A 24,576-nucleotide genomic window follows, 5' to 3' on the forward strand; every position below is an offset into this window, starting at 1 on the left:
AGTAAACTCTATCTAACCAAGCTCTGGCCAACCCTGAATGGTTACGGACTCGCCATCGGGATTATGTGTTGCAGCCGCATAGATCGGCAGTTCACCGTCATGGAACAACCACAATTCGTGCAAGGCCCGTGTACAACCAACGTACAACAGCTTTGCATCACCCGCATTTGGCAAATAATGCTTCTGGTCTACGTCTGCCACAATAACGGCATCAAACTCCAACCCTTTGGACAAGTAGACCGGTAAAACGGAGTGTCCACCCGTGTACTGCTTTTTGCCACCATCGATCAGGTTTAGATCCCAGCCTGCGTCCTGAAGTTCACGATGAAGTTCCTCTGCTTCATGCAGTGTACGGGTCAGGATGGAGACCGTTCGGTAGTCTTTGACGGTTAATACCTTCAAAGCCTGCTCCAGACTCGCCGTCCGCCCTTCCCCTCCATAAGCCAACGTCCGAACCGGATCACCACTACGGAAAACAGGGATCGCCGTAATCCCGCTCTTGACGCCACGTTCCAGAATCGTGTTTGCATAGTCGATAATTTCCATCGTTGAACGATAACTTCGGGTCAATGCAAAGTATGCATTCTGTTCCTCAGGAAATAGAGAACTCATCTCTTCCCACGCATGAACACCACGGTACTCATGAATCCCTTGGGACAAGTCACCCAGTATGGTGAAGGAATGCCCTTTGACGAAACGATCCAATAACGCCACATGAAATGGTGAAAAGTCCTGCGCTTCATCGATCACAATATGGTCGAATCGCTCCGAACCCTCAATATCATGGACCAATGTATGAATGTATACCAATGCAGGCAGATCCTCTTCACGGACGATATCCTGTTTCAGATCTGTTGCTGTTTGTTTCATGACTAGTTTTGGAATAAGCCCGCTGAGCGAGGCTGGCACAGACCCACCCTTTGCAGCTTTGAACAACTGTTTGTATAACGCAAGCGGCTCATATTGAGGCCATTTTTTGGCATAGGCCTTCTCACGAGTTGTTGCTTTTTTCTTGCGTTCTTTGCGTACAGCTTCTGGCATCGGTTTCTTAAGTTCCATCTCAATCCAGCGGTGAACCCGCGCCATGACCCGTTCTTTGCGTTTGGCCAGCGGATAATGTTTGTATTCCTCACCGAACCAGTTCTCAATCTCTGTCTTGCTGAGCACCTTACCATCCCATGGACTGAAGTCCATATCCGGTACGGAATCCGCTTCCATGCCCGAGAGCCACTCTCGAATAAGCTCCATGAAACGGATGGATCCTTTGTAACGTCCAGGTACATCATCATTTAATTCAGGCCGTGCATCTGGTTTTTCAAACCATGTGTTCAATGTATCCGACGTATTCGCCAAAGGCATCTCCAGCCCCAGCAGGTTCATCGCCCAATCCGGGAATGTCCGCTGCTGGATGTCCCCTACTCCGAGTTCCGGAAGCACATCTGAGATGTAATCCAGGAACATGTGGTTGGGTGCAAAAATAACCATTTTCTCCGCAGATACCTGCTCCTTGTACTGATACAGCAAAAAGGCCAGCCGATGCAGGGCAACCGTTGTTTTTCCGGATCCAGCTACACCCTGAATGATCAATGCAGTGTTTCTCGCCGCACGAATAATCAGATCCTGCTCCGCTTGAATCGTAGATACGATATCACGCAGTTTGTTATCCTTGTTCTCTCCCAGACGATAAACGAGGAATTCATCAGATACCGCTGGCTGGTCGCTGTCACGGTTATATGTATCCGCCACACGTTCCAATATCCGCTGCCGAATGACAACGTTTCGTTTCAGATATACGAGACCTTCAATAAGCCCTTCCGGGGCTTCATACGTAGCGGAGGCTTCCCCTCCCGTAAATGAGTAAAACAGGCTTGCGACAGGAGCACGCCAGTCGATGACGAGCGGATGCTCTCCCACCTCTTCGCGGTCTACGCCAATTTTGCCAATATACAGCGGTTTCCGTGCACCACTGCCCTGTTCTTCGAAATCCAAGCGTCCGAAATAGGGTTGCTGCGCGCTCTTGGACAAGGCAGTGCGGCGCTCTTCGCGTCCAGCTTCCAGCACTTGTTCTGTGAAGTCGTGGCCGGTATACACCGGAATGTTCTGCAGTCGTTCCAGCTGACTATCCACTTCCTCCATCGTTCGCTCTAACCTGTACTCTTCTTCTTGATAGGCACTTTGAAAGCTGTCTGACATGTTTCAGTTACCTCCTAAGAATATGTTTTGCTCTGCATCGCCTAGATCTGGCAATACAAAAGGATACTTACTATATCACATAGGGCAATTGAAAGCCACATCCGTTTTGTAGGCTTACTTTTGTAATATATGAGGCTCATCTGAATTGATAATTAATGATGGCACTGACAAGCGCACAACAACCGAACAAAATAAACCACCAGGCCCACTTGTTTCTGGCCTGCCTGCGCCTACTGTTCAATGCGCCGTAAATCCCAATTAGCAGTACGATGGTGGAAAAGCTAATTCCTACGATCCAACCAGCCATTATATCTGCCGCCTCTCATTTCCTGGATTTCAGATGAAAAGCTCCTCCTCGAATATCCATTTGGAATTCACTTTTCCCACTTTTGTGTATTAGATTATTGTTGTCCCCATGAAGGGGAGTCAGATCAAATTCACTTTTTAATGCTCCTGATCTTTCTTTAAGTATAATTTGGAAACCTTCGTTATCTGGGATGGAAACCACTGCCTTTGCCCCTGTGGATACGGAATGTAATTTCTCCGGCATCTTGAGACAGTCCATATTTAATTTTCTGCCTATTGTGGTAATTTGCAAGTGACTAAACTCCCCCGAAATGTCTATCTTGGCTGAACTGGATTGAAGATTGAATTTATCTGCACTAAGGTGCTGCCCTTTCACTACGGATGCCAATGCGCACAGTTCAAGCTCATCCATCCTCCCTGATAGGTCTACACGACCTGAGGTGATCTTACATTGACAGCGAGTGGCCAGAAGCCGATTCAACCGGAGGTGTCCTCCTATGGAGTTTAGTAAAATACGATCAAAAACCCGATCAGGAAGCTGAATCTCCAATGCTGTTCTACCAATATTTATTCCAACGAGGCCTCTCCTTTTTCTCCCGTCCACAATGCTTAAGGTATCCCCTCGTATGTTAACTTGCATCAGCCTTCGCTTGGAAAACCACGCATCCGCAGATTGTATGACGTGGATAAGTTCATCCACACTCGGAAGAACTCTGATATCTCCTGACAACCAATTTAACTGTATATCATGAATGGATTGATCAATGTCTATGCTCTTGCATATGGCAAGCTCAATACTTTTCAACATCTTTTCCCTCTCCATTTCAAACAATCAGGTGTATGTTTATTCCGCCTCCGCATATCCTCCTGTGCTAGCATGCCGATTCGTAATTCGCTGAATGAGCTGTTCGCTTACGATATCCGCCCCCAAGAGCTTCATCATGTGTTGCAAAAACTTAAGCCTTTCCAATGTCTGTTCCTGATCTCTGCCAAAAAGTAAGGGATTAATCCAGATGTTGACGAGCAACATGAAGATTTCTGCACATGCCAAAGGAAATTCAACTGAAATGGACCCATCTTCCTTGCCTTGCTCCATAATATTGGCAATATTTCGTGCATCTTTTAGAACACCCTTCCTGATTCCACCAAGTACAAACTGCGGATTCTTGATCTGAGTGCTAAGCACCTGATCTATTGAGTTAGACTGGATGCCAGGATCAACGATAATATTTTCCAAAATACTGATGAGCTTCTGTCTGGCATTCGGAGCATGCGTGTTCTGGATGAGTTCCATAAACATGTCTTCTGCCCGCCCAAGCTCCTTCTCCATCACTGCACTAAGGATATCCTCCTTGGATTTGAAATGATGATATATTGCACCTTTGGACATACCTAATTCATCTATAATGTCTTGAATACTGGTCTTTTCATATCCCTTTTCAGTAAACATTTGAGTTGAGACTGCCAGAATCAGGTCCAGTGTCTGCTCAGGGTATTTATTTCTGGCCATAAGTTCCTCCTTTTACATACCAACGGTCGGTATCTAAAATATAGAGTATGTTGGTCTTACTGTCGATATGAGGAATTTCAGAAAAAGAAAAAGGATCTCCGTTGAAATACCTCATGGGTATTACGGAGACCCTGCATTAATGAGAATTACTCTTCGTTTTGTACTGTAGTTGCATTGCCTTCCTGTGCCACAAACTGTTTCTGCGCTAATTCACGGTATACCGGATGATTGCTAATTAATTCCGTATGAGTTCCTGTTCCGGTAACATGTCCATGCTCCAATACAACAATCTGATCGGAATCCACTACTGTGGACAATCGGTGCGCGATCACAATTGTGGTTCTGCCTTCCATCAGGTTGGACAAAGCCTGTTGTACTTCATACTCCGAGGTACTGTCCAGACTGGATGTCGCTTCATCCAACATGAGAATATCCGGACTGCGCAGTAAGGCACGAGCAATAGCAATCCGTTGGCGTTGTCCCCCGGATAACTTGATTCCCCTCTCGCCCACTTCCGTGTCATATCCCTGTGGCAGCTTGTCGATAAAGTCTGCCGAATACGCCATCTCTGCCGCTGTTCTGATCTCATCCATCGTCACTTCCCGGTTTAATCCGTAGGACATATTATCTCGGATTGAACCCGCCATGAGGGGACTTTCCTGAGACACATACCCGATCTTACTGCGCCAGGAGGCCAAAGAATAATCCGTTATGGCTTGTCCCCCATACGAAATGTGGCCTGAATCGGGCATATAAAACTGCTCCATCAAGGAGAACAGTGTTGATTTGCCGCTACCGCTGGGACCGACAATGGCTGTCACTTTTTGTGTAGGTACCGTCAGATTGATCCCGTGCAGCACTTCCTCACCTGTGACATAGGAAAAGTGTACATCATGGAATGCAATCGTCTTATTTCCTTTTGGAGCTACCTTGGTGCTGTCATGTGGCTCTTCCTCATCAGCAAGGATCGCTTGTATGCGCTCCGTTGCACCTACGACTTTTTGCAAACGGGAGTATAACGTCGTGAATTGTCCCATTGGCATAATGACCTGGAACAACAGTAAAATGAACGCAACCAGTTCACCAGGCGACAACAGTCCAGACGCTACGCGCATTCCCCCCACACCCAGAATAACGACTAGAACGGCAGTCATGACAAATGTAAACAAAGGACCGATCAGAGCAAGAATGCGCGCTTCCTGCAAGCCAAAAGCAAACATTTTACGAATCCGGGAATCTCCTGCTTCCACTTCCTGTTTCTCCGTTCCGTAAGCTTTCACCAAGCGGATCTCGCCAATAACCTGACTGAGCACGGACGTAAGACCTGCCATCTCATCCTGCTGTTTCTTGGAGATCTTGTACATTTTCTTCCCGACCGGCAACAGAATCAACAGCGTAAGTGGCACCAGACTCAGAATAATGAGCGACATCACCCAGTCCAAATAGAACAGTAACGCCACGCCACCTACAACAGCAACGATGTTCGACACAAAGGAAACCAGATAATCCGCGATCAACGTCATGATCTGGCTTGTATCATTCGTAATCCGGCTCATTGTATCGCCTGTCCGATTACGATCGAAATATGGCATTCGTAGCGACAATACCTTGTTCCACAGCTTGGTGCGAAGTGTTGCGACCACGCGTTGTCCGGCGTAATTTAACATATAAATGCTAATACCCGAGGCAATCGCCTGAATCACAAATGCCCCCAGCAACAATAAAATCACAGATTTGTTCAGTGCCGAAGTGGTTAGTCCATCAATCAGACCTTTGGTCATCAATGGCACGATCAGTCCGGCTGTTGTCTGAATCAAGGTCAAGATGAGGGCAAGAATCAAAATCAGTTTTGGCGGGTTCGTGGAAGCGATAAGCTTGACGAAATCCTTAAATCCCTTTTTTCCTACCTTCGGTTCATTCTGCCCTGTTTGTTGCTGCTCTTCCATTCCCGTTCCTCCCGTTCTCCATCTGCTCACCAGAGATCATACGTATGAACTTACATGACGTTGCCTTTTGTTATTACAAAACTCCATGCAACACAAAATTGGCTAAAAAGAGGATGGAAATGCCATACATGACCACAGGCACCTGTTTACCTTGACCTGCTGCCAGCTTCGCTAATGGATAGGCAATAAATCCAAACGCCATACCGTCCACGATGCTATATGTAAATGGAATCATGACCATGATCAGAAATGCCGGGAATGCCTCTGTAAAGTCACCAAAATCCATATCTTTCACACCTTGCACCATCAGGCCACCAATAATGATTAAAATGGGAGCAATTGCACTGTCCGGAATGTAACCGAGCAGCGGGATGAAGAAAAAAGTAGCTCCGAATAACACGGCTGTAACGAGCGGAGTCAAACCTGTGCGACCGCCTGCAGCAATTCCAGCTGTAGTTTCGGCTGCGGCAACCGGAGGACTACTTCCGAATACACCTGCCAGCACGGTGCTAATGGATAGAGCACGCAGACTACCTTTGAACCGCTCTGGACGACCAATCATCTGTGTCTGAGCCGTAATTAATCCGATATTTTCGAACACCACAATTAGCAGTAGCAAAAATACCGCGATCCAAAACGCGACATCAGCCAGCTTCATCAAAGACAATTCGCCAAACAACCCACCGTATTGACGCAGCGCATCCATCGCTGATACGGATTCACCCGGGTTCACTGCTCCAAGTACATAGGCAAGACCTGTCCCGACCAGAATACTGATCAGAAGTCCCCCCTGTACATTTCGTATAAATAAAATCAAGGCAATCACCAGTGTAACGCAGGCTGTAATGACATTCGGATCATTGAAGTGCCCAATCGCAACAAACGTAGTCTGGTGTGCGATGACGATTCCACTTTTTTGCAAACCGATAAATGTCAGAAACAAACCAATTCCCACCGTAATCCCATGCTGCAAATTTTTCGGAATTGCTTCGCTGATCATTTTGTATAATGACGTAAACGCAACAATGGCAAAAAGTATACCTGTAACGGTTACAACGGCCAGCGCTTCTTGCCAGCTTAATTTCATGGAATGTACGAGTGTATACGTAAAAAATGCATTAATCCCCATTCCGGGTACCACGATAATCGGTGATTTTCCGCCAAATGCCATGAGCAAACAGCCTGCAATGGACGTCAGCAATGTTCCAACCATGGCCGCCTGCAAGGGCATCCCGGCATCGGAAAGAATTGTAGCATTGACCATAACGATATAGACCACGGCAAAATAGGAAATGGCTCCCGCCACAACTTCCTTCTTCCACCGGTCTCCTGGCTCCATGCCAAGACGTCTGGTCATCCATCCGTGTTTCATTTCGTTCTATTCCCCTCTCTCTATTTATAAATTCAACTAAAGAATGTTTACACTTGCCACTCCGATGACAGAATAACCTTTCGATCGCTGTTATCCCCAGATTTTTTGCATTTCCTTCTCCAAGGGGAAAATCCGGTGATAAAGGCGAACGCTTCGCTTCTCCAGCTTTTTTCTGTCCTCTCCGTTCTCGTGTAAAAAGTTAAGTTGAACCTATATGGCCGCAAATTCTTTATGTATGTATCATCATTTCGCGCAGCAGTGAATATCATACACGGTTTTGACTTTGAAGTACATGACGTAACTCTGACATTTATCTTGGGTTACAGTTCGGCTATCATAGACGATTGACGTCCCACCCGCTCCGCTCTTGCGAAGTATGATCACACAAAAAAGCGCAGATGCCTTATCAGCATCCACGCTTCTTCAGTTGGCAGCAAGTTACTGCTGCTCGTTCTCTGCAATCTCTAACAAATCCTTAATCGCAACACTGACCATAATCAGTCCAGCTACCGGAGGCACAAATGAATTACTCGCAGGTGGCTGTTTAGCCTTACGAATTTCCGGAGCATTCTCGGGAACGATTTTTTGTGTTACGTCCTCGCGCGGTTTCATCGGCTTTTCAGTCGAGAAGACCACTTTCACACCTTTTTTAATGCCGTCTTTCCGAAGTGTCGTCCGCACAACACGGGCAATCGGGTCCATGGTCGTTTTCGAAATATCCGCAACCTGGAATTTCGTCGGGTCCATTTTATTCGCCGCACCCATGCTGGAAATCATCGGGATTTTACGTTTGAGGCACTCTTTAATGAGATGGATTTTGTAGATAATTGTGTCGGATGCATCCAGCACATAATCCAGTTCATATTTGAACAATTCCTCATACGTTTCTTCCGTATAAAACATATTCAGGGCAATCGCATCACATTCCGGATTGATCAGTTTCACACGTTCCACCATCAGATCCGCTTTTTTCTGCCCCACTGTCGTGGTCAGCGCATGAATCTGGCGGTTAATGTTGGTGATGTCCACAACGTCTTTATCAATCAGAATGATGCGCCCAACGCCGCTACGGGCAAGAGCTTCTACAGCAATTCCACCTACGCCGCCAATACCGAGCACAGCGACTGTACTATTCTTCAATGCGTCCAGACCTTCAGGTCCGATCGCAAGTTCTGTTCTTGAAAATTGATGGAGCATTGAGAATCGATGCCTCCTTATTTCTTTTCCGCTACCGGTTTACGGGCTACACGGATGTGAAGTTGTTCCAATTGAGAATCATCCACTTCGGAAGGTGCATTCATGAGCAGATCCGTTGCACTTGCCGTTTTCGGGAAGGCAATCGTTTCACGCAGATTCGTACGGCCCGCCAGCAACATCACGAGGCGGTCCAGACCAAAGGCAATACCACCATGCGGTGGAGTTCCATATTCGAATGCTTCCAGCAGGTAGCCGAATTTCTCATTCGCTACTTCTGGTGAGAGTCCAAGGGCAGCAAACATTTTCTCCTGAACATCACGTTTGTAGATACGCATGGAACCGCCACCTACTTCATAACCATTGAGAACAAGGTCATAGGCTTGAGCGCGGATTGCACCCGGATCAGTGTCAAAGAGATGTACATCTTCGTCTTTTGGACGTGTGAACGGATGGTGTTCTGCCACATAACGTTTCGCATCTTCATCATATCCGAGGAGTGGGAAGTCCACAACCCAAGCGAATTTGAATTTGCTGTCATCGATCAGTCCAAGTTGACGGCCGATTTTCAGACGCAATGCGCCCAGAACGTCAGCAACCACTTTTTTCGTGTCTGCGGAGAAGAGCAACAAGTCGCCATCTTCAGCACCTGTACGTTCTTTGACCGCTTCGATTTCTTCAGGCGTGAAGAACTTCACGATTGGCCCTTTGAATTCGCCGTCTTTCACTTGAATCCAAGCCAGACCTTTCGCACCGTAACGTGCAGCAAATGGTCCGAGATCATCGATCTCTTTACGGCTCCATGTACCACAGCCTTTGGCGTTCAGCACTTTCACTTCTCCACCTTTTTCGATGACAGAAGCAAATACTTTAACCCCACTGTTGGCTACGATATCGTTCATTTCAACCAATTCCATACCGAAGCGTAGATCTGGTTTGTCTGAACCGTATTTACCCATCGCATCTGCATACGTAATCCGTTGGAAAGGCAGTTCCAGCTCAATACCTTTCGTTTCACGCAGCAATTTGGCCATCAGTTCTTCCATCATTGGCAGCAGGTCATCCTGTTGCAGGAAGGAAGTCTCGATGTCGACTTGAGTGAATTCTGGTTGACGGTCTGCACGCAGATCCTCATCCCGGAAACAGCGAGCGATCTGATAATAACGCTCAACGCCACCCACCATCAGCAATTGTTTGTAGATTTGTGGGGATTGTGGCAAGGCGAAGAATTCACCTTCATGTACACGGCTTGGTACGAGATAATCACGCGCACCTTCCGGGGAGCTCTTAGTCAGGATTGGTGTTTCCACTTCAACAAACTCTTCTCCATCCAGGTAGTCACGGAACACTTTGGATGCTTTGGAACGCAGTTTCAGTGTTTCGAACATTTCCGGACGACGCAGGTCCAGGTAACGATATTTCAAACGAAGGGATTCGTCGACTTCAACACCATCTTCAATGAAGAATGGAGGTGTTTTTGCCGCGTTCAGCACTTCGATTTCTGTAATTTGAACTTCAATTTCGCCTGTAGGCAGGTTTTTGTTAACTGTTTCTGCATCACGTTTAACAACTTTACCCGTTACAGCGATAACATACTCGCTACGTACGCGATCTGCGATTTGCAGAGCTTCACCGGAATAAGCCGGGTTAAAGACAACTTGTACAATCCCGCTGCGATCACGCAGGTCGATGAAGAGTACGCCCCCCAAGTCACGGCGGGTCTGAACCCAACCGTTCAATGTTACTGTTTCACCGATGTGTGCGGGTGTTAATGCGCCGCAATGATGACTTCTTTTCATAACCAAACTCCTCATTATGTGAATTTCCGTTCTGTATGGGCAGTTTATTACCTGCTCTTTAACAGTCCGGTTACGTGTAGACCATGTATTCGAAAAGGCTCGTTACCTCTGGCTCACCAACTCCCAATTCGTTGGAAACGTCGACGAACCTCAATAATTTTGCCGGATCAATATGTTACTCGAAAGTTTTAATCTCCATGTTACAGTTCGTGCTTATTTACTTTCGCGAATGGCTGCTACCAGATCATCAAGCTTCACGGTTTGTTGCTCACCCGTATCCATCGACTTGAGGGCGATCTCACCACGCTCCAGCTCGTCGTCACCAAGGATGGCGGTATAGCGGGATTTGAAACGGTCAGCTGATTTCATCTGTGCTTTCATCTTGCGGCCCAGATAATCACGTTCACCAGACAGTCCAGACTGACGAAGTTTGAACAACAGACGGTTCACTTCACGATCAGCTGCCTCTCCCAGAGCAACAAAGTATACATCCAGTGGAGCCAATGTAGTAACCTCAATATTTTGGTGTTCCAGAATCAGTTGGATACGCTCCAGACCAATACCGAAGCCGATGCCAGGCTGATCAGGTCCGCCGATATCTCCAACCAGACCATTGTACCGACCACCGCCGCCGACCGTATCTATCGCTCCAATCCCTTGGGCTTTTAATTCAAAAGCAGTCAGTGTGTAATAATCCAAGCCCCGTACCAGACGATTGTTCACAGCATAATCTACACCGAAATCATCCAGGTATGCTTGCAGTTTGGCAAAGTGATTCAAAGACTCTTCATCCAGGCTATCCAGTATGGACGGGGCCCCTACGAATTTGTCCTGATCGACTTTACAGTCGAGCACACGTAATGGATTTCGCTCCATGCGGGACTGGCAGTCCTTGCACAGGCTGTCTTTCATCGGTCTAAGGAATCCAAGTAACGTCTCGCGATATTCTGCACGGCTGGTCGAGTTACCAACAGAGTTGATCTCCACTTTGACATCCTTCAAGCCGAGCTCTACACACAATTGGTAGCCCAGTGCGATTACTTCCGCATCAATTGCCGGGTCCAGGGCACCGATGGCTTCTACACCAAACTGGTGGAACTGACGCTGACGGCCTGCCTGCGGACGCTCGTACCGGAACATCGGACCGATGTAATAGAGCTTGCTTACATCCGGTTCACCGTAGATTTTATTCTCTACATACGCACGGACAACACCCGCTGTTCCCTCCGGACGAAGAGTCATGCTGCGATTGCCTTTGTCGTCAAAGGTATACATTTCTTTCTCAACGATATCGGTAGTCTCTCCTACACCGCGTACAAATAAAGAAGTCTGTTCGAAGATCGGTGTACGAATCTCACGGTAATTAAACCGTCGACACAGATCTCGTGCTTTTTCTTCTACGTACTGCCATTTCTCGACAACTCCAGGCAGTAAGTCCTGCGTTCCAGTCGGTTTTTGAAAAGCCATCTTGATCCCTCCAGCATTGATTTTTTTCTCTAAAAGTTAAAAAATTCTACACGTGATCACTGCGCGGACAGAACAACCTTACAATCGCTGTTATCCCCAGATTTTTTGAATTAATTTTATAATGTGGAAATCCGGTGATAGCATATGCTTCCGAAGTAGCTTTCTTTCAGAAAGCTTTTAGGCGAATGCTTCGCTTTTACAGGTTTTTTCTGCCCTCTCCGTTTTCGTGTATTTCTTTTAAATCAACTTATATAACAAAAAAATCCCTCGCCCTGTCGCTGTGTATACAGCAAACAAAGGGACGAGAGATTGTGTAATATACATTCACCCGTGGTACCACCCACATTCCGGAAACCTGACACTTTAGCCGTTCAGGTGATCTCTGTGATTCAGAATTGCCTAAGGCATTCTGATCAAGCAGATATTCCGCTCTACGTGTAACGCACGTCCTGCGCAGGCCAGCTACTGGTCAACAGATCATATCTGCTGTGTTCGCCGTCTGTTCTCGGGGAAGTCATTCGTCCGCTCATCAAGAGAATCCTTACAGCCTTGGGATTCCTCTCTGGTCATGTGGGCACGGAGTACTTGGTCCCGTCATCAAATCAGTAATATAGTTCAAAAATCGACTTGTATTGACTGTAGTCAACGTATTATTTTCTGATTGTAATGAACCGCAGTGCTAAAGTCAAGGGTTAACACGAAAAGATAGCTCTAGAAATTTTTGCACACACACAGCATGGTATGAGGAGTCCACAGAAAATATGGCTAATAGAAGCTGGATTCATCATATGAATTCCAACTTCTATTCGCTTTTTATTCCTCTATTGTTGCAGCATCCACTTCAACAGATCCGGCGCGCTCGCCCATAAACGGGAATGCATAATGACATATTCAATCGCTTCGTCGGAGTCGCCCATTCCGACAAAGTCAGGGAGGTTATGCGGCAATCGCTTCAAACCCAACAGGTAATCAGGCACATGTTTGTTCACACCCCGCGCCACACGGTACAGCATTTTGAGCTGGGAGGTGATTCCGTTTTTCTTATACTCCAGAATAATCTTGTCATAGGCAAAGGCCGCTGCGGCGTCACCTCTTCCATACTCCTCCAGCAATTGCTCTGCCTGTTCCAATTGGTTACTGTACAAATACACAGCAGCGAGCAGGTAACGCGCTCCGGTATTGTCTTCCGTATTAAGCTCTAGCATATGCTCCAGGATCTGTGCTGCTTCTTTCGTATCTCCACCAAACCAGCAGGATTCGGCATAACTTTTACATATCCGGATATAGGGACGAGTCTCATGAAGCCCCCAGAAGTCCCCTTTGTTCTCCTCAAAGAACAGTTCGCCCAGTTCACGTTTGCCAGCAGCGATTCCTTCCTTGAGGTAAGATCGTGCATCATTCTCATTGTCCGATTCCTCAGCTAGAATAAGATACGCATCAGAGCTGTCAGGATACATCTCCAGCGCTGTTTCCGCCAGATGTACTCTCCGTTTGGAAGAGCTCGCTTCCCTCGCCTTAGACAGCAGAGCCTGTGATTTGTCTTTCGATGTGCCTGGACCGTTCAGCATCAATAACTCGTCCGTTTCACCGCCCATGCCGTATTCTTCGATGTAACTATTCATCTCCTTAACCTTCCGGGAGATCGTGCCTGTCGTTACCTCATATTTATCAGCCAGCTCAGCCTTTGAGACATTGAAGCCGTATTCCTCGGACAGCAAATACTCAATTGCAGCAGAGAACGAGCCTGTCTTCTTCACAGTAGGGCGGGTCTGACGGGAGTAGCCGTTCCATAGCACCAGAGCTTCCAAAATTACCTCTGGCTCGTATTGGTTCCTCATGTTCTCAATAGTCTGCAGGGCCAGCTGTTCGTGAGCCGGGTGCTCCCATTTCAAATCGCTTGCCACCATCTTTTTCAGCTTGGTCAAGGTCAGTTTGCTCTCAGGCTGAATGGAGGCTTCCCGAACCGGTTGCTCCGTTGATATTATCCCCAGTATGGATTCTACAGCAGAGGACTCCTTGTTCAGACAACATTTCTTATATTTTTTCCCACTACCGCATGGGCATAAATCATTTCTTCCAACCTTACTCAAAACTAATTCCCCCTTAAATCTGTCTCTAGCCATTCGCATGAGAACTCTGTTGCTTTAGCATTGTAGGTGTCATTTCTCAAACGAGGCATTCTATATAACTTTCAAATTCCATCGATCAAGCAGAAACGGCTGCCCCGTACTTATTAAGGGCGGGGCCGTTTCAGCGAGTATATGTTCATCTGGAATATGACCGATCACTCTGGCGATGAATTCCTCATACTCACTGTCATAGAATTGGAGTCTCCTGAGCCCAATCTCAGGAAGCTTGATTTACGTCCAATGTAACCCAACTATGAAACCAATTCGCTTTAGAAAATTAAACCCATTCCTCTATTCTAGCAAAAATTCAATAAAGGGGTAAGCTTCGACCAAAACATATACATTCTCAGCTCAAAAAAAATAGCCTGCACACGGTGTGCAGGCTCAAAGGATATATAAAAAAAGGGGGTCATGTGTGTTATTATAAGCCCACTATGTTAAAGGCTTATGTAACTAATATTACAGTAATATTACAAAAATGATAGCGCTTTATAAATGTGATTTTTTAATATATTCATAATTAAAAACCCCTGCACATTACTCGACTCTGTAGTCAAGCAGTGCAAGGGCCAAAGAAGTATCTACACGTTAATTCAACTCTTCCACATAGGCATGGTTGGAACGAAGCTTATGAACAATCTCGTCATAATCCTCATCCCTTACTTTGGCAGACAGAACATAATGCAGATCATCATAATCAGCCGAAGACACATCCGCGGCATTCAGCATGTCTCCATCCTCATTCACTCTGTCACGAGAATCCCGTTCTGCATCACGGTCCACATTGGCTACCACAGGGATCACATTTTCGCTGGCTGGAACACCAGGGGCTGCACCTACACCCATTGCTCCGTTGGTACCTACGCCACCTGCTGTATTATAAGGCACCAGTGGCACCATAACACGCGTGTCTCTACCTATCGCACTATCAAGTTGACCTACTTCCAAGTGTTCTGTACGGAACGTCTGAAGTGAAGTTCTTGCTCCCTCTGCCTCGTCTTCGGTTCGAAAATACGCCTGAATATGTTTTGTCATGTCAAACCCTCCTTTTTCGGAATGAAATGCAACGTGAAGTTTCGTAACCCCACGATGTAACGTAGTTAAGATACATCCATGTATGTCAGTTGTACTGGCCGAAGTTATATAACTTTTAGCAGTTCACGTACAAACGCTGGCTCATCTTCGGGTGTTCGGGATGTAATATAGTTTCCATCCACAACGGCCTCATGATCCTTGAACTCTGCTCCTGCGTTTACCATGTCATCCTTAAGTGGTGGATAGGATGTAATGGTGCGGCCTTTCAACAGACCGGCACTAGCCAAAATTTGCGGACCATGGCAGATCGCTGCAATTGGTTTCTTCGCACTGTTGATCTCGGTGACGAACTTCAAGATGTGCGCATCCGTTCGCAAATTCTCTGGGGATGATCCACCAGGAATCACGACAGCATCATAATCTGAAGCGGATACATCACCAATCGCCTTATCTGTGGTATAGGAGGCCTTTCCTCCTTTACCTTTAAGGGTTTCACCGGCTTTTAATCCGATAATCTCCACTTCATGTCCAGCTTTTTTTACTTCGTCATACGGGACCTGCATCTCCGAATCTTCAAAGTCATTCGCCAATAAAAAAGCAACTTTACTCATAACGTATGTTCTCCTTTCCGTGTTCGAACTTTCTTTATAAAATCGGGTCTTGCAGTACATTGGCACTTCGTTGTGCCTCGTTTTGTTATTACCCTCACCAGAGCAATTTATAACAATTGGGTGTAATTTCATTTTGTGACGAAGTCCTCAAACGAATAGTTAAAAGAATCAACTCACGACAAAAAGTCCTGATTCGGGAAGGAATCAGGACTTTTTAGAATCTGTATAATCCAAATATCGGATATTTATATACCTGTGTAAACATTCAAGATCGCGGAAGATGACTCTTCTTCCCTTTGTCCGAATCCTGGAGTGCCCAGATCGTTGCAACATACTCTGCAGCCGAACGAGCAAGGTGCAATGATTCATACAGGTTGCCAGGGAGTAACAAAGGTTCTGTACGGGTACGTGTTTCTTTCGCAGATTGGCGCATAATTGGATGGGTACTCCTTTGATCATGAAATAGTCATCAACGAATTATCCCTTATTATGGCCTGAACCCTATGAAATTATGCACCTGATTCCTGACGAACCGGACTTTCAAGCATTAAAGTCACGGGTCCCCAGTTGGTAAATGTTACATCCATCATCGCTCCGAAACGCCCGGTTTCAACCTGTATACCTTTATCCCGTAGTAGTTGATTAAACGTTTCATATAACAGTTCTGCCCCCTCAGGTCGGGCCGCAGCCGCAAAGCTCGGACGCTTACCTTTGCGACAATCTCCGTACAGGGTGAACTGGGAAACAGACAATACAGCACCGCCTACATCAAGCAGGCTAAGATTCATCTTCTCCTGATCATCCTCAAATATCCGCAACCCACTCACTTTGTCAGCTAAATACTGGGCATCCTTCTCGGTATCCTCATGGGTAATGCCTACGAGCAGCATTAATCCGGATTCGATCTTACCTGTAAGCTCGTCTCCCACGGTCACCTGAGCCTCTTTACAACGTTGTACAAGCACCCTCATCTTACAGGCTCCTTACTGCATAATCCGATGCACCGAATAGACATCTTTCACACGTTTGATCCGTTCTACAACGGATTGCAGATGATCCGTATTACGAATCAGAATTGTGACGTGCACCAATGCTAATTTATTTTTGTCCGTCCGTCCTGTAACGGCAGATATATTGGTTTTACTTTCGGATACAGCCTGAAGTACCTCGTTGAGCAAGCCATTCCGATCATGGCCTGTAATTTCAATATCCACACTGTAACTTGCTTCGATATTCTCTTCCCACTCGACCTCAATAACACGTGCTGCTTCTTCACCGTCTGCACTTGTCGGGATATTCGGACAGTCACTACGGTGTACGGAAACGCCCCGTCCGCGTGTAACGTATCCGATAATGTCATCTCCAGGTACAGGATTACAGCATCTTGCGAATCGAACAAGCAGATTATCGATGCCTTTGACACGAATACCGTTGGTTGGTCGATTTCTGCGCTCAGGTGCAGGTTTCAGCTCGCGCATCTCAGAATTTAATTCCAGCAAACTGGACTCTTCCTGCTCTTTACGCAGTTTTTCGGTTGCTTTGGTTACAATCTGTGCAGCAGTAATCCCACCAAATCCAACAGCCGCAAGCATGTCATCAATATCATTAAACGCATATTTTTTGGCAGCTTCCATCAACTTGTCATCCGTCATCCACGCAGAAGGATCAAGCCCCATGCGTTTCAGTTCACGCTCACAGCTCTCCCGACCTTTTACAACGTTTTCTTCACGGCGTTCCTTCTTGAACCATTGCTTGATCTTCGCTCGTGCATGAGAAGATTTCGCAATTTTCATCCAGTCCTGGCTCGGTCCGTAAGAATGTTTAGACGTCAAAATTTCGATGATATCACCTGTCTTCAGATGATAATCGAGCGGAACAATCCGACCGTTTACTTTGGCGCCAATGGTCCGATTACCAACCTCTGTATGGATTCGATAAGCAAAATCCAAAGGAACAGAGCCAATCGGCAATTCAATGACTTCTCCTTTTGGCGTAAATACAAATACCAGATCCGAGAAGAAATCCATTTTGAGTGACTCTACGAATTCTGATGCATCCTGTGCTTCGTTTTGAAGTTCAAGAATTTCACGGAAGAACGTAATCTTATCTTCAAAATGATTTCCGTTCGCAGCGCCTTCTTTGTAGGCCCAGTGGGCAGCAATACCAAATTCAGCAGTCCGGTGCATATCCCATGTCCGGATCTGTACTTCCGTTGGTTCGCCATTGGGACCAACTACCGTTGTATGCAGCGATTGATACATGTTCGCCTTCGGCATCGCAATGTAGTCTTTGAAGCGTCCAGGCATCGGTTTCCATAGCGTGTGTATAATTCCCAGGGTAGCATAACAATCCTTGATATTATCCACAATAATACGAATGGCAAGCAGATCGTAAATTTCGTTAAACTGCTTGTTTTTGGTGGTCATTTTCTTGAACACGCTGTAGATATGTTTCGGACGTCCCGAAAGGTCTGCCTGAATTCCCATCTCATCGAGCTTGTTCGTAATTCCATCCATAACCGTATCAATATATTGCTCCCGTTCCGCACGTTTTTTGTGCATCAGGTTTGCAATTCGGTAATACTGCTGCGGATTCAAATAACGGAGGGCGATGTCCTCCATTTCCCATTTGATTGCAGAGATACCCAAACGGTTTGCAATCGGACAGAAAATTTCCAGCGTCTCATATGAAATCCGGCGCTGGCTTTCTTCCGACTGAAACTTGAGTGTCCGCATATTATGCAGACGGTCAGCCAATTTAATCACGATGACACGGATGTCCTGCGCCATGGCGATGAACATTTTGCGGTAGTTCTCGTTCTGCTGTTCTTCCTTGGAGCGAAACTGAATACGTTCCAGCTTCGTCAAGCCGTCAACAAGCATGGCACACGTATTGCCGAAATGATTGCGGATCTCTTCAAGTGAGACCGTAGTATCCTCTACTACATCATGAAGAAGCGCTGCTATTATGGAGATGGTGTCCATCTGCATGTTCACAACAATGTCGGCAACCGCAAGCGGATGCAGAATATACGGTTCTCCCGATTTTCGCGTCTGTCCATGGTGGGCCTGATCAGCAAATTCGTAAGCTTCTCGTATGCGCACCAGATCGGGTTCTTTGATATATGCCCCGGCCTTCTCGAGTAATTGCTCTATGCCCATTCTGATCTGTTCCGTGTCCTTTCTATACCAAATGGAACCCGTGACAGTGCTGCAACACAGGTTCCCCGTAAAAGTAATTTCCTATAATTATGACGCTTCGCCCGTTTCCCGTCAACTGCTGACGAATAAGAGCACTTATCCAATTTTTATATTGGTGATCTGAATTACTTCTAACCCGTTTCCCTATGACTCACAGGGGATTGGATGTATTTCTTATTTTCTTATGTATTATTGCCGTTATTTGCTGAAATAGAAGGAAAATTCATGAAAATATAAATTCCATGGCTCTGCTACGTCAAAAATGTTATTGCTTAATTAAGAGAAACTCTGTAATCTATTGAAAGTTTGTGTTTCGGAAAAGGAGATGAAATTCATTGCAACGCGAAATTCAGGTTAATCAAAAGATGCCACTCGGCTCAGGTTCACTGCTTAGCCTTCAGCATTTGTTCGCCATGTTTGGCAGCACGGTGCTTGTACCGAACCTGTTCGGTGTCGACCCTAGTATGATATTGCTGATGAACGGAATTGGAACCCTGCTGTACATACTAATGTGTAAAGGAAAAATCCCCGCCTATTTGGGTTCCAGCTTTGCTTTTATTGCTCCTGTAACATCAGTGTTAAAAACACATCCAGAGAACGGCTACTCCATGGCTCTTGGCGCCTTTATCATAACAGGTATTGTTTTCTGCCTGGTAGCTCTCATTGTGAAATATGCGGGAACAGGCTGGATTAACGTGGTATTCCCACCAGCAGTTATGGGTGCCATCGTTGCTTTGATCGGTCTGGAGCTTGTACCTGTTGCAGCTGGTATGGCCGGATTGATTAATTCCGATCCGCTAGCTAATCCCAACTGGGTTCCTCAGGCGAAACCTATTATACTCTCCATGGCCACGCTTGGGATCACTGTCATTGGTGCCGTAACATTCCGTGGATTCCCCAAAATCATTCATATTCTAATCGGTATCGTAGTGGGTTATATCCTTGGTTATTCTATGGGTCTGGTTGATAAACAGGCTATTGGAAATGCTGATTTCCTCTCACTACCAACCGTAACCACTCCTACATTTGACTGGTCTGTTGTCTTTACCATTTTACCTGTAGCACTCGTGGTTATTGTAGAACATATTGGACATTTACTTGTAACGAGCAGCATTGTAGGCAAAGATCTATCCAAAGACCCTGGCCTCCATCGTTCCCTGCTTGGAAACGGCGTATCTACCATATTGTCCGGCTTTGTAGGATCTACTCCCAATACAACCTATGGTGAGAACATCGGTGTTATGGCACTGACTCGTGTCTACTCCACATATGTCATTGGTGGTGCAGCAGTTATTGCAATCGTACTCTCCTTCTCAGGAACATTTTCGGCGCTTGTAGCCAACATTCCTGTACCCGTTATGGGCGGCGTATCCCTGCTCCTGTTCGGGGTAATTGCAGCCTCCGGTCTGCGTATTCTGGTTGAACAGAAAGTTGACTTTGCCAAACCAACCAATCTGATTCTCACTACACTTGTACTGGTCATCGGACTGAGTGGTACAGAAGTTATCTTCTATGGCGTTCATCTGAAAGGGATGGCACTCGCAACCATCGTTGGAATCCTGATGAGCTTATTGTTCAAGTTGTTTGAAGTGCTGGGTTGGTTGAATGAAGACTCCAGAAAACAGCCTATTACTGAAAAAACATCTGATTAATTTCCATCATATACACATCAAAAAGCCTGTTCTCCCTAACCTTACGGTTGGAAGAACAGGCTTTTTGATAATCATTAATGCTGTATATTATTTCCCGGGAAAAGGGAAAATCAATTCAGGTTTTAATCACAACACTCCAACTGGAGAATTTAAACTTAGTAATTCATCAATGTGAATACATCGATTCTCTCTGGCAATTTAGCACGACCATTCAGATCAGACAGTTCGATCAGGAAGGCAGCTCCGACAACGTTCCCACCCAATTGTTCAATCAAGTTGATGGAAGTTGCAATCGTTCCACCCGTTGCGAGCAGATCATCTGCGATCAGGACATTTTGACCTTTTTCAATCGCATCTGTGTGCATCGCGAGTGTATCCTTGCCATACTCGAGATCATAACCAACTTCAATCGTCTCTCCAGGCAGTTTTCCACTTTTGCGAATCGGAGCAAAACCGACACCAAGAGCATATGCCAGAGGGGCGCCCACAACGAAACCACGTGCTTCAGGTCCAGCAATAACGTCAATCTTGAGATCAGAAACCATCACTTTCAGTTCATTGATCGCATTGCGGTACATTTCTCCATCCTTCAACAATGTTGTAATGTCCTTAAAGCTGATTCCCGGTTGTGGAAAGTCAGGAATGACACGAATATAATCTTTAAAATCCAAAATAATCTCCTCCTAAAATAAATACACAAACTTCCATCTAAGATACGCCCTTCATCCGGGATATCATCCATTGTGTCAGTTGCGGTGTGGCTGCATCCAACATCACCTGTTCTATCTCAGCCATATTTTCGAGCGCCTGATAGTGACGTGAAGCGGTTAGTTCACGCTTAGGCGGGTTATCCACAAACGCAATTTTGCCGTTATCACGGGTAATGAAGGATAACTCTTCGAATACATCCAACATCATCGTAATCATGCGCGGCGAACAACCACACTGACGACTGAGCACAGGAGTAATCTCTTGTTCCTCCACGGGTTCAGCTTTCCATTTCAACACCTGCATATAAATACGCTTAAAGAGTTCTCTGGAAGGCATCTGAAGGCGATCTCGGCGGTTGCCTGATCCGTGCAGAAGGATGATATTCTCAGCTCCACTGAACAAAGCCAGCATGGCATCAAGTTGTTCCGGGGTTTCCGGCGTATCAAACACAAATAACGTCCGGACTTGTTCCTGTCCATAATGCTGTGCAGCAGCATTACACGGAAATAACCCGACCTTTCTATCATATACCCAAAGGCAAGGTTCATACAATGAATTTCCCTCGGAAACATCTGTTTCTTTCCGAACAATAGCACCAACAGAACCTGATTTATATCGCAGATGTACCTCAAGTGAGCTCAAGAAATGCTTCATCGCATTTAATGGCTCGGCATTACCGCGCAAATCAAACACTTGAACCTGAGGAACATGAATGTCCTGAAGCATCAGTTGAGGTTTTCTCATCCCATTCCATTCATTGATGGACAGTTCTCCCATCACATCAATAACGGAACCTGGGAGAAGGAACTCTGCTAACGCTCCCTTACCAAAAGCAACGGTTTCCAGTTGCTGACCATCCTGTTCCAGAACCAATTTCAGATGGCGTTTCTCTCGTCCCATCGTTCTGGTTTCCTTCACAGTCACACTTCTCAATACAAACCGCGGCGAGGGATTGCTCATCCCGAAAGGCTGCAATCTGTCGATCTCCTGAATTACTTTCAGTGGAACATCACTGATTCTGCATTCATCATCCGCAAGACGCTGAGGTACAAAGTCTTCTTCGGTCAACACAGATGCAGCAAACTCATTCAAACCTGCCTCAAGTTCCTCCAACTGATCCCGATGCAGGGTCATACCTGCTGCAGCCGGATGCCCCCCGTAATGGTCCATGGTGTGTTTATTGACTGTGAGCGCCTGATAGATATCCAACCCCTCAATGGAGCGCGCAGAGCCCTTGCAGACACCGGTCTCTGGATCGATCCCAAGGATAAGTGTAGGTCGGTAATAACGCTCCAGCAATTTGGAAGCCACAATACCAACCACTCCGACGTTCCAGCCCTCCCCAGCCAATACGATTACATCTGGAACGGATCCTGAACGAAGCTGTATCTTTTGTTCCAACTGTGCCGTTGCTTCTTGTAATATGCCCTCTACGACTTGCTGCCGCTCCCGATTCAATAGATCAAGCTGGCCGGCAAGCGTATGAGCTTCATCCAGATTCTCGGTGGTGAGAAGCGATACCGCTCTCCCGGCATGATCCAAACGTCCACTGGCATTAATACGAGGTGCCATGGCAAAGGCAATATTAATCGAAGTCACCTGACTCTGATCAACCCCACTGATTTCCAGCAATGCACTTACACCGGGCAGACGTGAACCACGCATCGATTCTATTCCATAACTGACAATAACCCGGTTCTCCCCTTCCAAAGGCATCAGATCGGCAACGGTACCAATGGCGGCAATCTCCATCCATTCACCGGGCACTTCCCCGATTAATGCCTGAGCGAGCTTCAAGGCTACTCCCGCTCCTGCCAAACCTTTAAAAGGATACGGACATCCCGGAAGTTTCGGATTAATAAGTGTAAAGGCTTCGGGCAAAATTTCAGGCGGCTCGTGGTGATCTGTCACAATGACTTCGATGCCCAGCGTTGCCGCATAGGCAATCTGTTCAACAGCACTGATTCCGGTGTCCACGGTAATAATCAATGAAACGCCTTGTTGATGCGCCCAATCCAACGCATGGTTGTGCAATCCATACCCTTCATTCGAGCGATGAGGGATATATATATCGTACGAAGCCCCAAGATGACGCATCAAATGGATCATGAGCGATGTGCTGGATACGCCATCGGCGTCATAATCCCCGTAAATCAAAATATGTTCTTCCCGCTCCAATGCCAGCTTGATTCGTGGCACAGCTTCATTCATGCCGAGTAACAGATAGGGATCATGCATCTGATTCAGGTCAGGATGCAAAAAACGTTCTGCCTCATTCTCATTGTGCACTCCTCGACTCACAAGCAAACGTCCAACAAGGGGGGAAACGGAAAGCGCCTGCGAGAGTCCCGCAGCCGCCTCCAAATCGATATTCGGTGTATTCCACCGGTATTGCGAATAAAGCAATGATAACGCTCCTTTCCTGATCTACTGGACCCGCGCTTCACTACTGAATTAATGTCGCTTCGTGATCGGGCAGTTCATGATTGGATTTATAGGGATAGCCTGGATCATAAGGTATCGCTTGAATCTGTACTTCTTTCACATGACTGAAACGGGTTAGCAGTAGTGTCTTGGCCCGATTTGCAATCTCCTGTGCTTCCAGTATCGAGATCCTTGGATTCACACTAATGACCAGCTCAATCGTAACGTCATGTTCCTGTTCACGTGCAACCAAATGCTCAATGGTAATGATGCCATATACCCGCTGTACGGTCTCTTTGAAATCTGAGGCTTCTTCCTGCTCCAGTTCCTGAACGAGTGAACCATAGACTGTGTCCACAATCATTCGGTAACCCTTGTGAAGCACAAAACAGGAAGCAATCAACGCAGCCGTGGGGTCCAGGTAGAGCAGCATACTCAAACCCGTCTCTTCACCAGCCATGGATCCTATAATGCCAATTAACACGGTGAGCGAGCAATAGAGTGCACGGCGATGTTGCTGTGCATAGGCCAGCGCCTGAGACTGGTTTCGTTTACGGAAATATCTGTACTGAAATTGAAAAATCGCTTCTTTCACAGCCAGAGCTGCAACAGCCACCAAAAGTACCGACTTGCCGGGTGCTTCCGGTTCACTTCCGGAGAGACTACCCAATGCGGAGATAGCAAGCTGTAATCCACCCATGAGGATCAGCACAGATAACAATACTGAGATTCCGGGTCTAGCAACACGTGAATGTTGTTTAAAGCGTTCCCTGCGAGCCTTGCTCTTATCGCGTACAGACTTGGAGGGAAAGAGACCAGCCAGGGCAGAACCAGCTTCAGAAGCAGAATACAAGCCGTCAGCGAGCAATGATTTGCTGTTTGCCATATAACCGACTCCCGCTTTGATCACCGCAAGTCCCATATTACCAGCAATACCGCTCCATGTGGCAGCCTGAGCAGATGGGATATGTTCTCTGGTCATGAATATTCCCCCTTAATTCTGTACATAAAGTTGCAAAACCGCGCC

Annotated in this window: 19 protein-coding genes; 1 reads left to right on the forward strand and 18 read right to left on the reverse strand. The window is 46.5% G+C overall.

The window, feature by feature from the left end; translation table 11 throughout:
- Positions 1-12 precede the first annotated feature (12 nt).
- The 15 genes from MKY92_RS23190 to MKY92_RS23260 all read right to left on the reverse strand — a co-directional run bounded on the left by MKY92_RS23190 (position 13) and on the right by MKY92_RS23260 (position 18,723).
- The gene (locus MKY92_RS23190) at positions 13-2,193 is read right to left on the reverse strand and encodes a UvrD-helicase domain-containing protein (protein WP_339297803.1); all 2,181 of its coding nucleotides are present in this window, start codon (positions 2,191-2,193) and stop codon (positions 13-15) included.
- 136 nt (positions 2,194-2,329) lie between these two features.
- On the reverse strand, positions 2,330-2,500 hold the full coding sequence (locus MKY92_RS23195) for a hypothetical protein (RefSeq protein WP_339297804.1): 171 nt from the start codon (positions 2,498-2,500) through the stop codon (positions 2,330-2,332).
- A gap of 15 nt (positions 2,501-2,515) precedes the next feature.
- On the reverse strand, positions 2,516-3,307 hold the full coding sequence (locus MKY92_RS23200) for a DUF4097 family beta strand repeat-containing protein (protein ID WP_339297805.1): 792 nt from the start codon (positions 3,305-3,307) through the stop codon (positions 2,516-2,518).
- 36 nt (positions 3,308-3,343) lie between these two features.
- Positions 3,344-4,009 carry a TetR/AcrR family transcriptional regulator gene (locus MKY92_RS23205; RefSeq protein ID WP_339297806.1) on the reverse strand — a complete coding sequence of 222 codons (666 nt, stop codon included), beginning with the start codon at positions 4,007-4,009 and terminating at the stop codon, positions 3,344-3,346.
- Positions 4,010-4,155: 146 nt separating this feature from the next.
- Positions 4,156-5,955, reverse strand: coding sequence for an ABC transporter ATP-binding protein (locus MKY92_RS23210; RefSeq protein WP_339297807.1), 1,800 nt, complete (start codon positions 5,953-5,955; stop codon positions 4,156-4,158).
- A 73-nt stretch (positions 5,956-6,028) separates the two neighbouring features.
- Complete coding sequence (locus tag MKY92_RS23215; protein ID WP_339297808.1) at positions 6,029-7,327, reverse strand: NCS2 family permease; 1,299 nt, start codon at positions 7,325-7,327, stop codon at positions 6,029-6,031.
- 438 nt (positions 7,328-7,765) lie between these two features.
- On the reverse strand, positions 7,766-8,524 hold the full coding sequence (locus tag MKY92_RS23220; protein WP_339297809.1) for a tRNA threonylcarbamoyladenosine dehydratase: 759 nt from the start codon (positions 8,522-8,524) through the stop codon (positions 7,766-7,768).
- A gap of 17 nt (positions 8,525-8,541) precedes the next feature.
- Entirely contained in the window at positions 8,542-10,320 is a 1,779-nt protein-coding gene (aspS, locus tag MKY92_RS23225) for an aspartate--tRNA ligase (protein ID WP_076329184.1), read from the reverse strand.
- 213 nt (positions 10,321-10,533) lie between these two features.
- Positions 10,534-11,787 (reverse strand): histidine--tRNA ligase, encoded by a 1,254-nt coding sequence (hisS, locus tag MKY92_RS23230; protein ID WP_336765248.1) that lies wholly within the window; start codon positions 11,785-11,787, stop codon positions 10,534-10,536.
- 821 nt (positions 11,788-12,608) lie between these two features.
- Entirely contained in the window at positions 12,609-13,877 is a 1,269-nt protein-coding gene (locus MKY92_RS23235; protein WP_339297810.1) for an SEC-C metal-binding domain-containing protein, read from the reverse strand.
- 627 nt (positions 13,878-14,504) lie between these two features.
- On the reverse strand, positions 14,505-14,951 hold the full coding sequence (locus tag MKY92_RS23240; RefSeq protein ID WP_339297811.1) for a hypothetical protein: 447 nt from the start codon (positions 14,949-14,951) through the stop codon (positions 14,505-14,507).
- A 104-nt stretch (positions 14,952-15,055) separates the two neighbouring features.
- Complete coding sequence (locus MKY92_RS23245; protein WP_339297812.1) at positions 15,056-15,562, reverse strand: type 1 glutamine amidotransferase domain-containing protein; 507 nt, start codon at positions 15,560-15,562, stop codon at positions 15,056-15,058.
- Positions 15,563-15,827: 265 nt separating this feature from the next.
- Positions 15,828-15,995, reverse strand: coding sequence for a hypothetical protein (locus MKY92_RS23250; protein ID WP_221824760.1), 168 nt, complete (start codon positions 15,993-15,995; stop codon positions 15,828-15,830).
- A gap of 76 nt (positions 15,996-16,071) precedes the next feature.
- Positions 16,072-16,533: a D-aminoacyl-tRNA deacylase gene (gene dtd / locus MKY92_RS23255; RefSeq protein ID WP_339297813.1), complete on the reverse strand. Its 462-nt coding sequence runs from the start codon at positions 16,531-16,533 to the stop codon at positions 16,072-16,074.
- A 12-nt stretch (positions 16,534-16,545) separates the two neighbouring features.
- The gene (locus MKY92_RS23260) at positions 16,546-18,723 is read right to left on the reverse strand and encodes a bifunctional (p)ppGpp synthetase/guanosine-3',5'-bis(diphosphate) 3'-pyrophosphohydrolase (RefSeq protein WP_339297814.1); all 2,178 of its coding nucleotides are present in this window, start codon (positions 18,721-18,723) and stop codon (positions 16,546-16,548) included.
- A gap of 374 nt (positions 18,724-19,097) precedes the next feature.
- Between MKY92_RS23260 and uraA the strand changes: the two genes are divergently transcribed.
- Positions 19,098-20,414 (forward strand): uracil permease, encoded by a 1,317-nt coding sequence (gene uraA / locus MKY92_RS23265; protein ID WP_339297815.1) that lies wholly within the window; start codon positions 19,098-19,100, stop codon positions 20,412-20,414.
- Positions 20,415-20,569: 155 nt separating this feature from the next.
- Here uraA and MKY92_RS23270 read toward each other — a convergent pair whose 3' ends face one another.
- The 3 genes from MKY92_RS23270 to MKY92_RS23280 are packed head-to-tail and all read right to left on the reverse strand — an operon-like array spanning position 20,570 to position 24,531.
- Positions 20,570-21,085: an adenine phosphoribosyltransferase gene (locus MKY92_RS23270; RefSeq protein ID WP_339297816.1), complete on the reverse strand. Its 516-nt coding sequence runs from the start codon at positions 21,083-21,085 to the stop codon at positions 20,570-20,572.
- A gap of 37 nt (positions 21,086-21,122) precedes the next feature.
- Positions 21,123-23,531, reverse strand: coding sequence for a single-stranded-DNA-specific exonuclease RecJ (gene recJ / locus MKY92_RS23275; RefSeq protein ID WP_339297817.1), 2,409 nt, complete (start codon positions 23,529-23,531; stop codon positions 21,123-21,125).
- 40 nt (positions 23,532-23,571) lie between these two features.
- Positions 23,572-24,531, reverse strand: a complete 960-nt coding sequence (locus MKY92_RS23280) for a cation diffusion facilitator family transporter (protein WP_339297818.1) — start codon at positions 24,529-24,531, stop codon at positions 23,572-23,574.
- Positions 24,532-24,576 lie beyond the last annotated feature (45 nt).

The organism is Paenibacillus sp. FSL R5-0623 (assembly GCF_037974265.1).
GTDB lineage: Bacteria > Bacillota > Bacilli > Paenibacillales > Paenibacillaceae > Paenibacillus.

Excerpts from the sequence above, each read along its gene's own strand:
- MKY92_RS23190 (WP_339297803.1), bottom strand. The coding sequence starts at position 2,193 with ATGTCAGACAGCTTTCAAAGTGCCTATCAAGAAGAAGAGTACAGGTTA.
- MKY92_RS23195 (WP_339297804.1), bottom strand. The coding sequence starts at position 2,500 with ATGGCTGGTTGGATCGTAGGAATTAGCTTTTCCACCATCGTACTGCTA.
- MKY92_RS23200 (WP_339297805.1), bottom strand. The coding sequence starts at position 3,307 with ATGTTGAAAAGTATTGAGCTTGCCATATGCAAGAGCATAGACATTGAT.
- MKY92_RS23205 (WP_339297806.1), bottom strand. The coding sequence starts at position 4,009 with ATGGCCAGAAATAAATACCCTGAGCAGACACTGGACCTGATTCTGGCA.
- MKY92_RS23210 (WP_339297807.1), bottom strand. The coding sequence starts at position 5,955 with ATGGAAGAGCAGCAACAAACAGGGCAGAATGAACCGAAGGTAGGAAAA.
- MKY92_RS23215 (WP_339297808.1), bottom strand. The coding sequence starts at position 7,327 with ATGAAACACGGATGGATGACCAGACGTCTTGGCATGGAGCCAGGAGAC.
- MKY92_RS23220 (WP_339297809.1), bottom strand. The coding sequence starts at position 8,524 with ATGCTCCATCAATTTTCAAGAACAGAACTTGCGATCGGACCTGAAGGT.
- aspS (WP_076329184.1), bottom strand. The coding sequence starts at position 10,320 with ATGAAAAGAAGTCATCATTGCGGCGCATTAACACCCGCACACATCGGT.
- hisS (WP_336765248.1), bottom strand. The coding sequence starts at position 11,787 with ATGGCTTTTCAAAAACCGACTGGAACGCAGGACTTACTGCCTGGAGTT.
- MKY92_RS23240 (WP_339297811.1), bottom strand. The coding sequence starts at position 14,951 with ATGACAAAACATATTCAGGCGTATTTTCGAACCGAAGACGAGGCAGAG.
- MKY92_RS23245 (WP_339297812.1), bottom strand. The coding sequence starts at position 15,562 with ATGAGTAAAGTTGCTTTTTTATTGGCGAATGACTTTGAAGATTCGGAG.
- MKY92_RS23250 (WP_221824760.1), bottom strand. The coding sequence starts at position 15,995 with ATGCGCCAATCTGCGAAAGAAACACGTACCCGTACAGAACCTTTGTTA.
- dtd (WP_339297813.1), bottom strand. The coding sequence starts at position 16,533 with ATGAGGGTGCTTGTACAACGTTGTAAAGAGGCTCAGGTGACCGTGGGA.
- MKY92_RS23260 (WP_339297814.1), bottom strand. The coding sequence starts at position 18,723 with ATGGGCATAGAGCAATTACTCGAGAAGGCCGGGGCATATATCAAAGAA.
- MKY92_RS23280 (WP_339297818.1), bottom strand. The coding sequence starts at position 24,531 with ATGACCAGAGAACATATCCCATCTGCTCAGGCTGCCACATGGAGCGGT.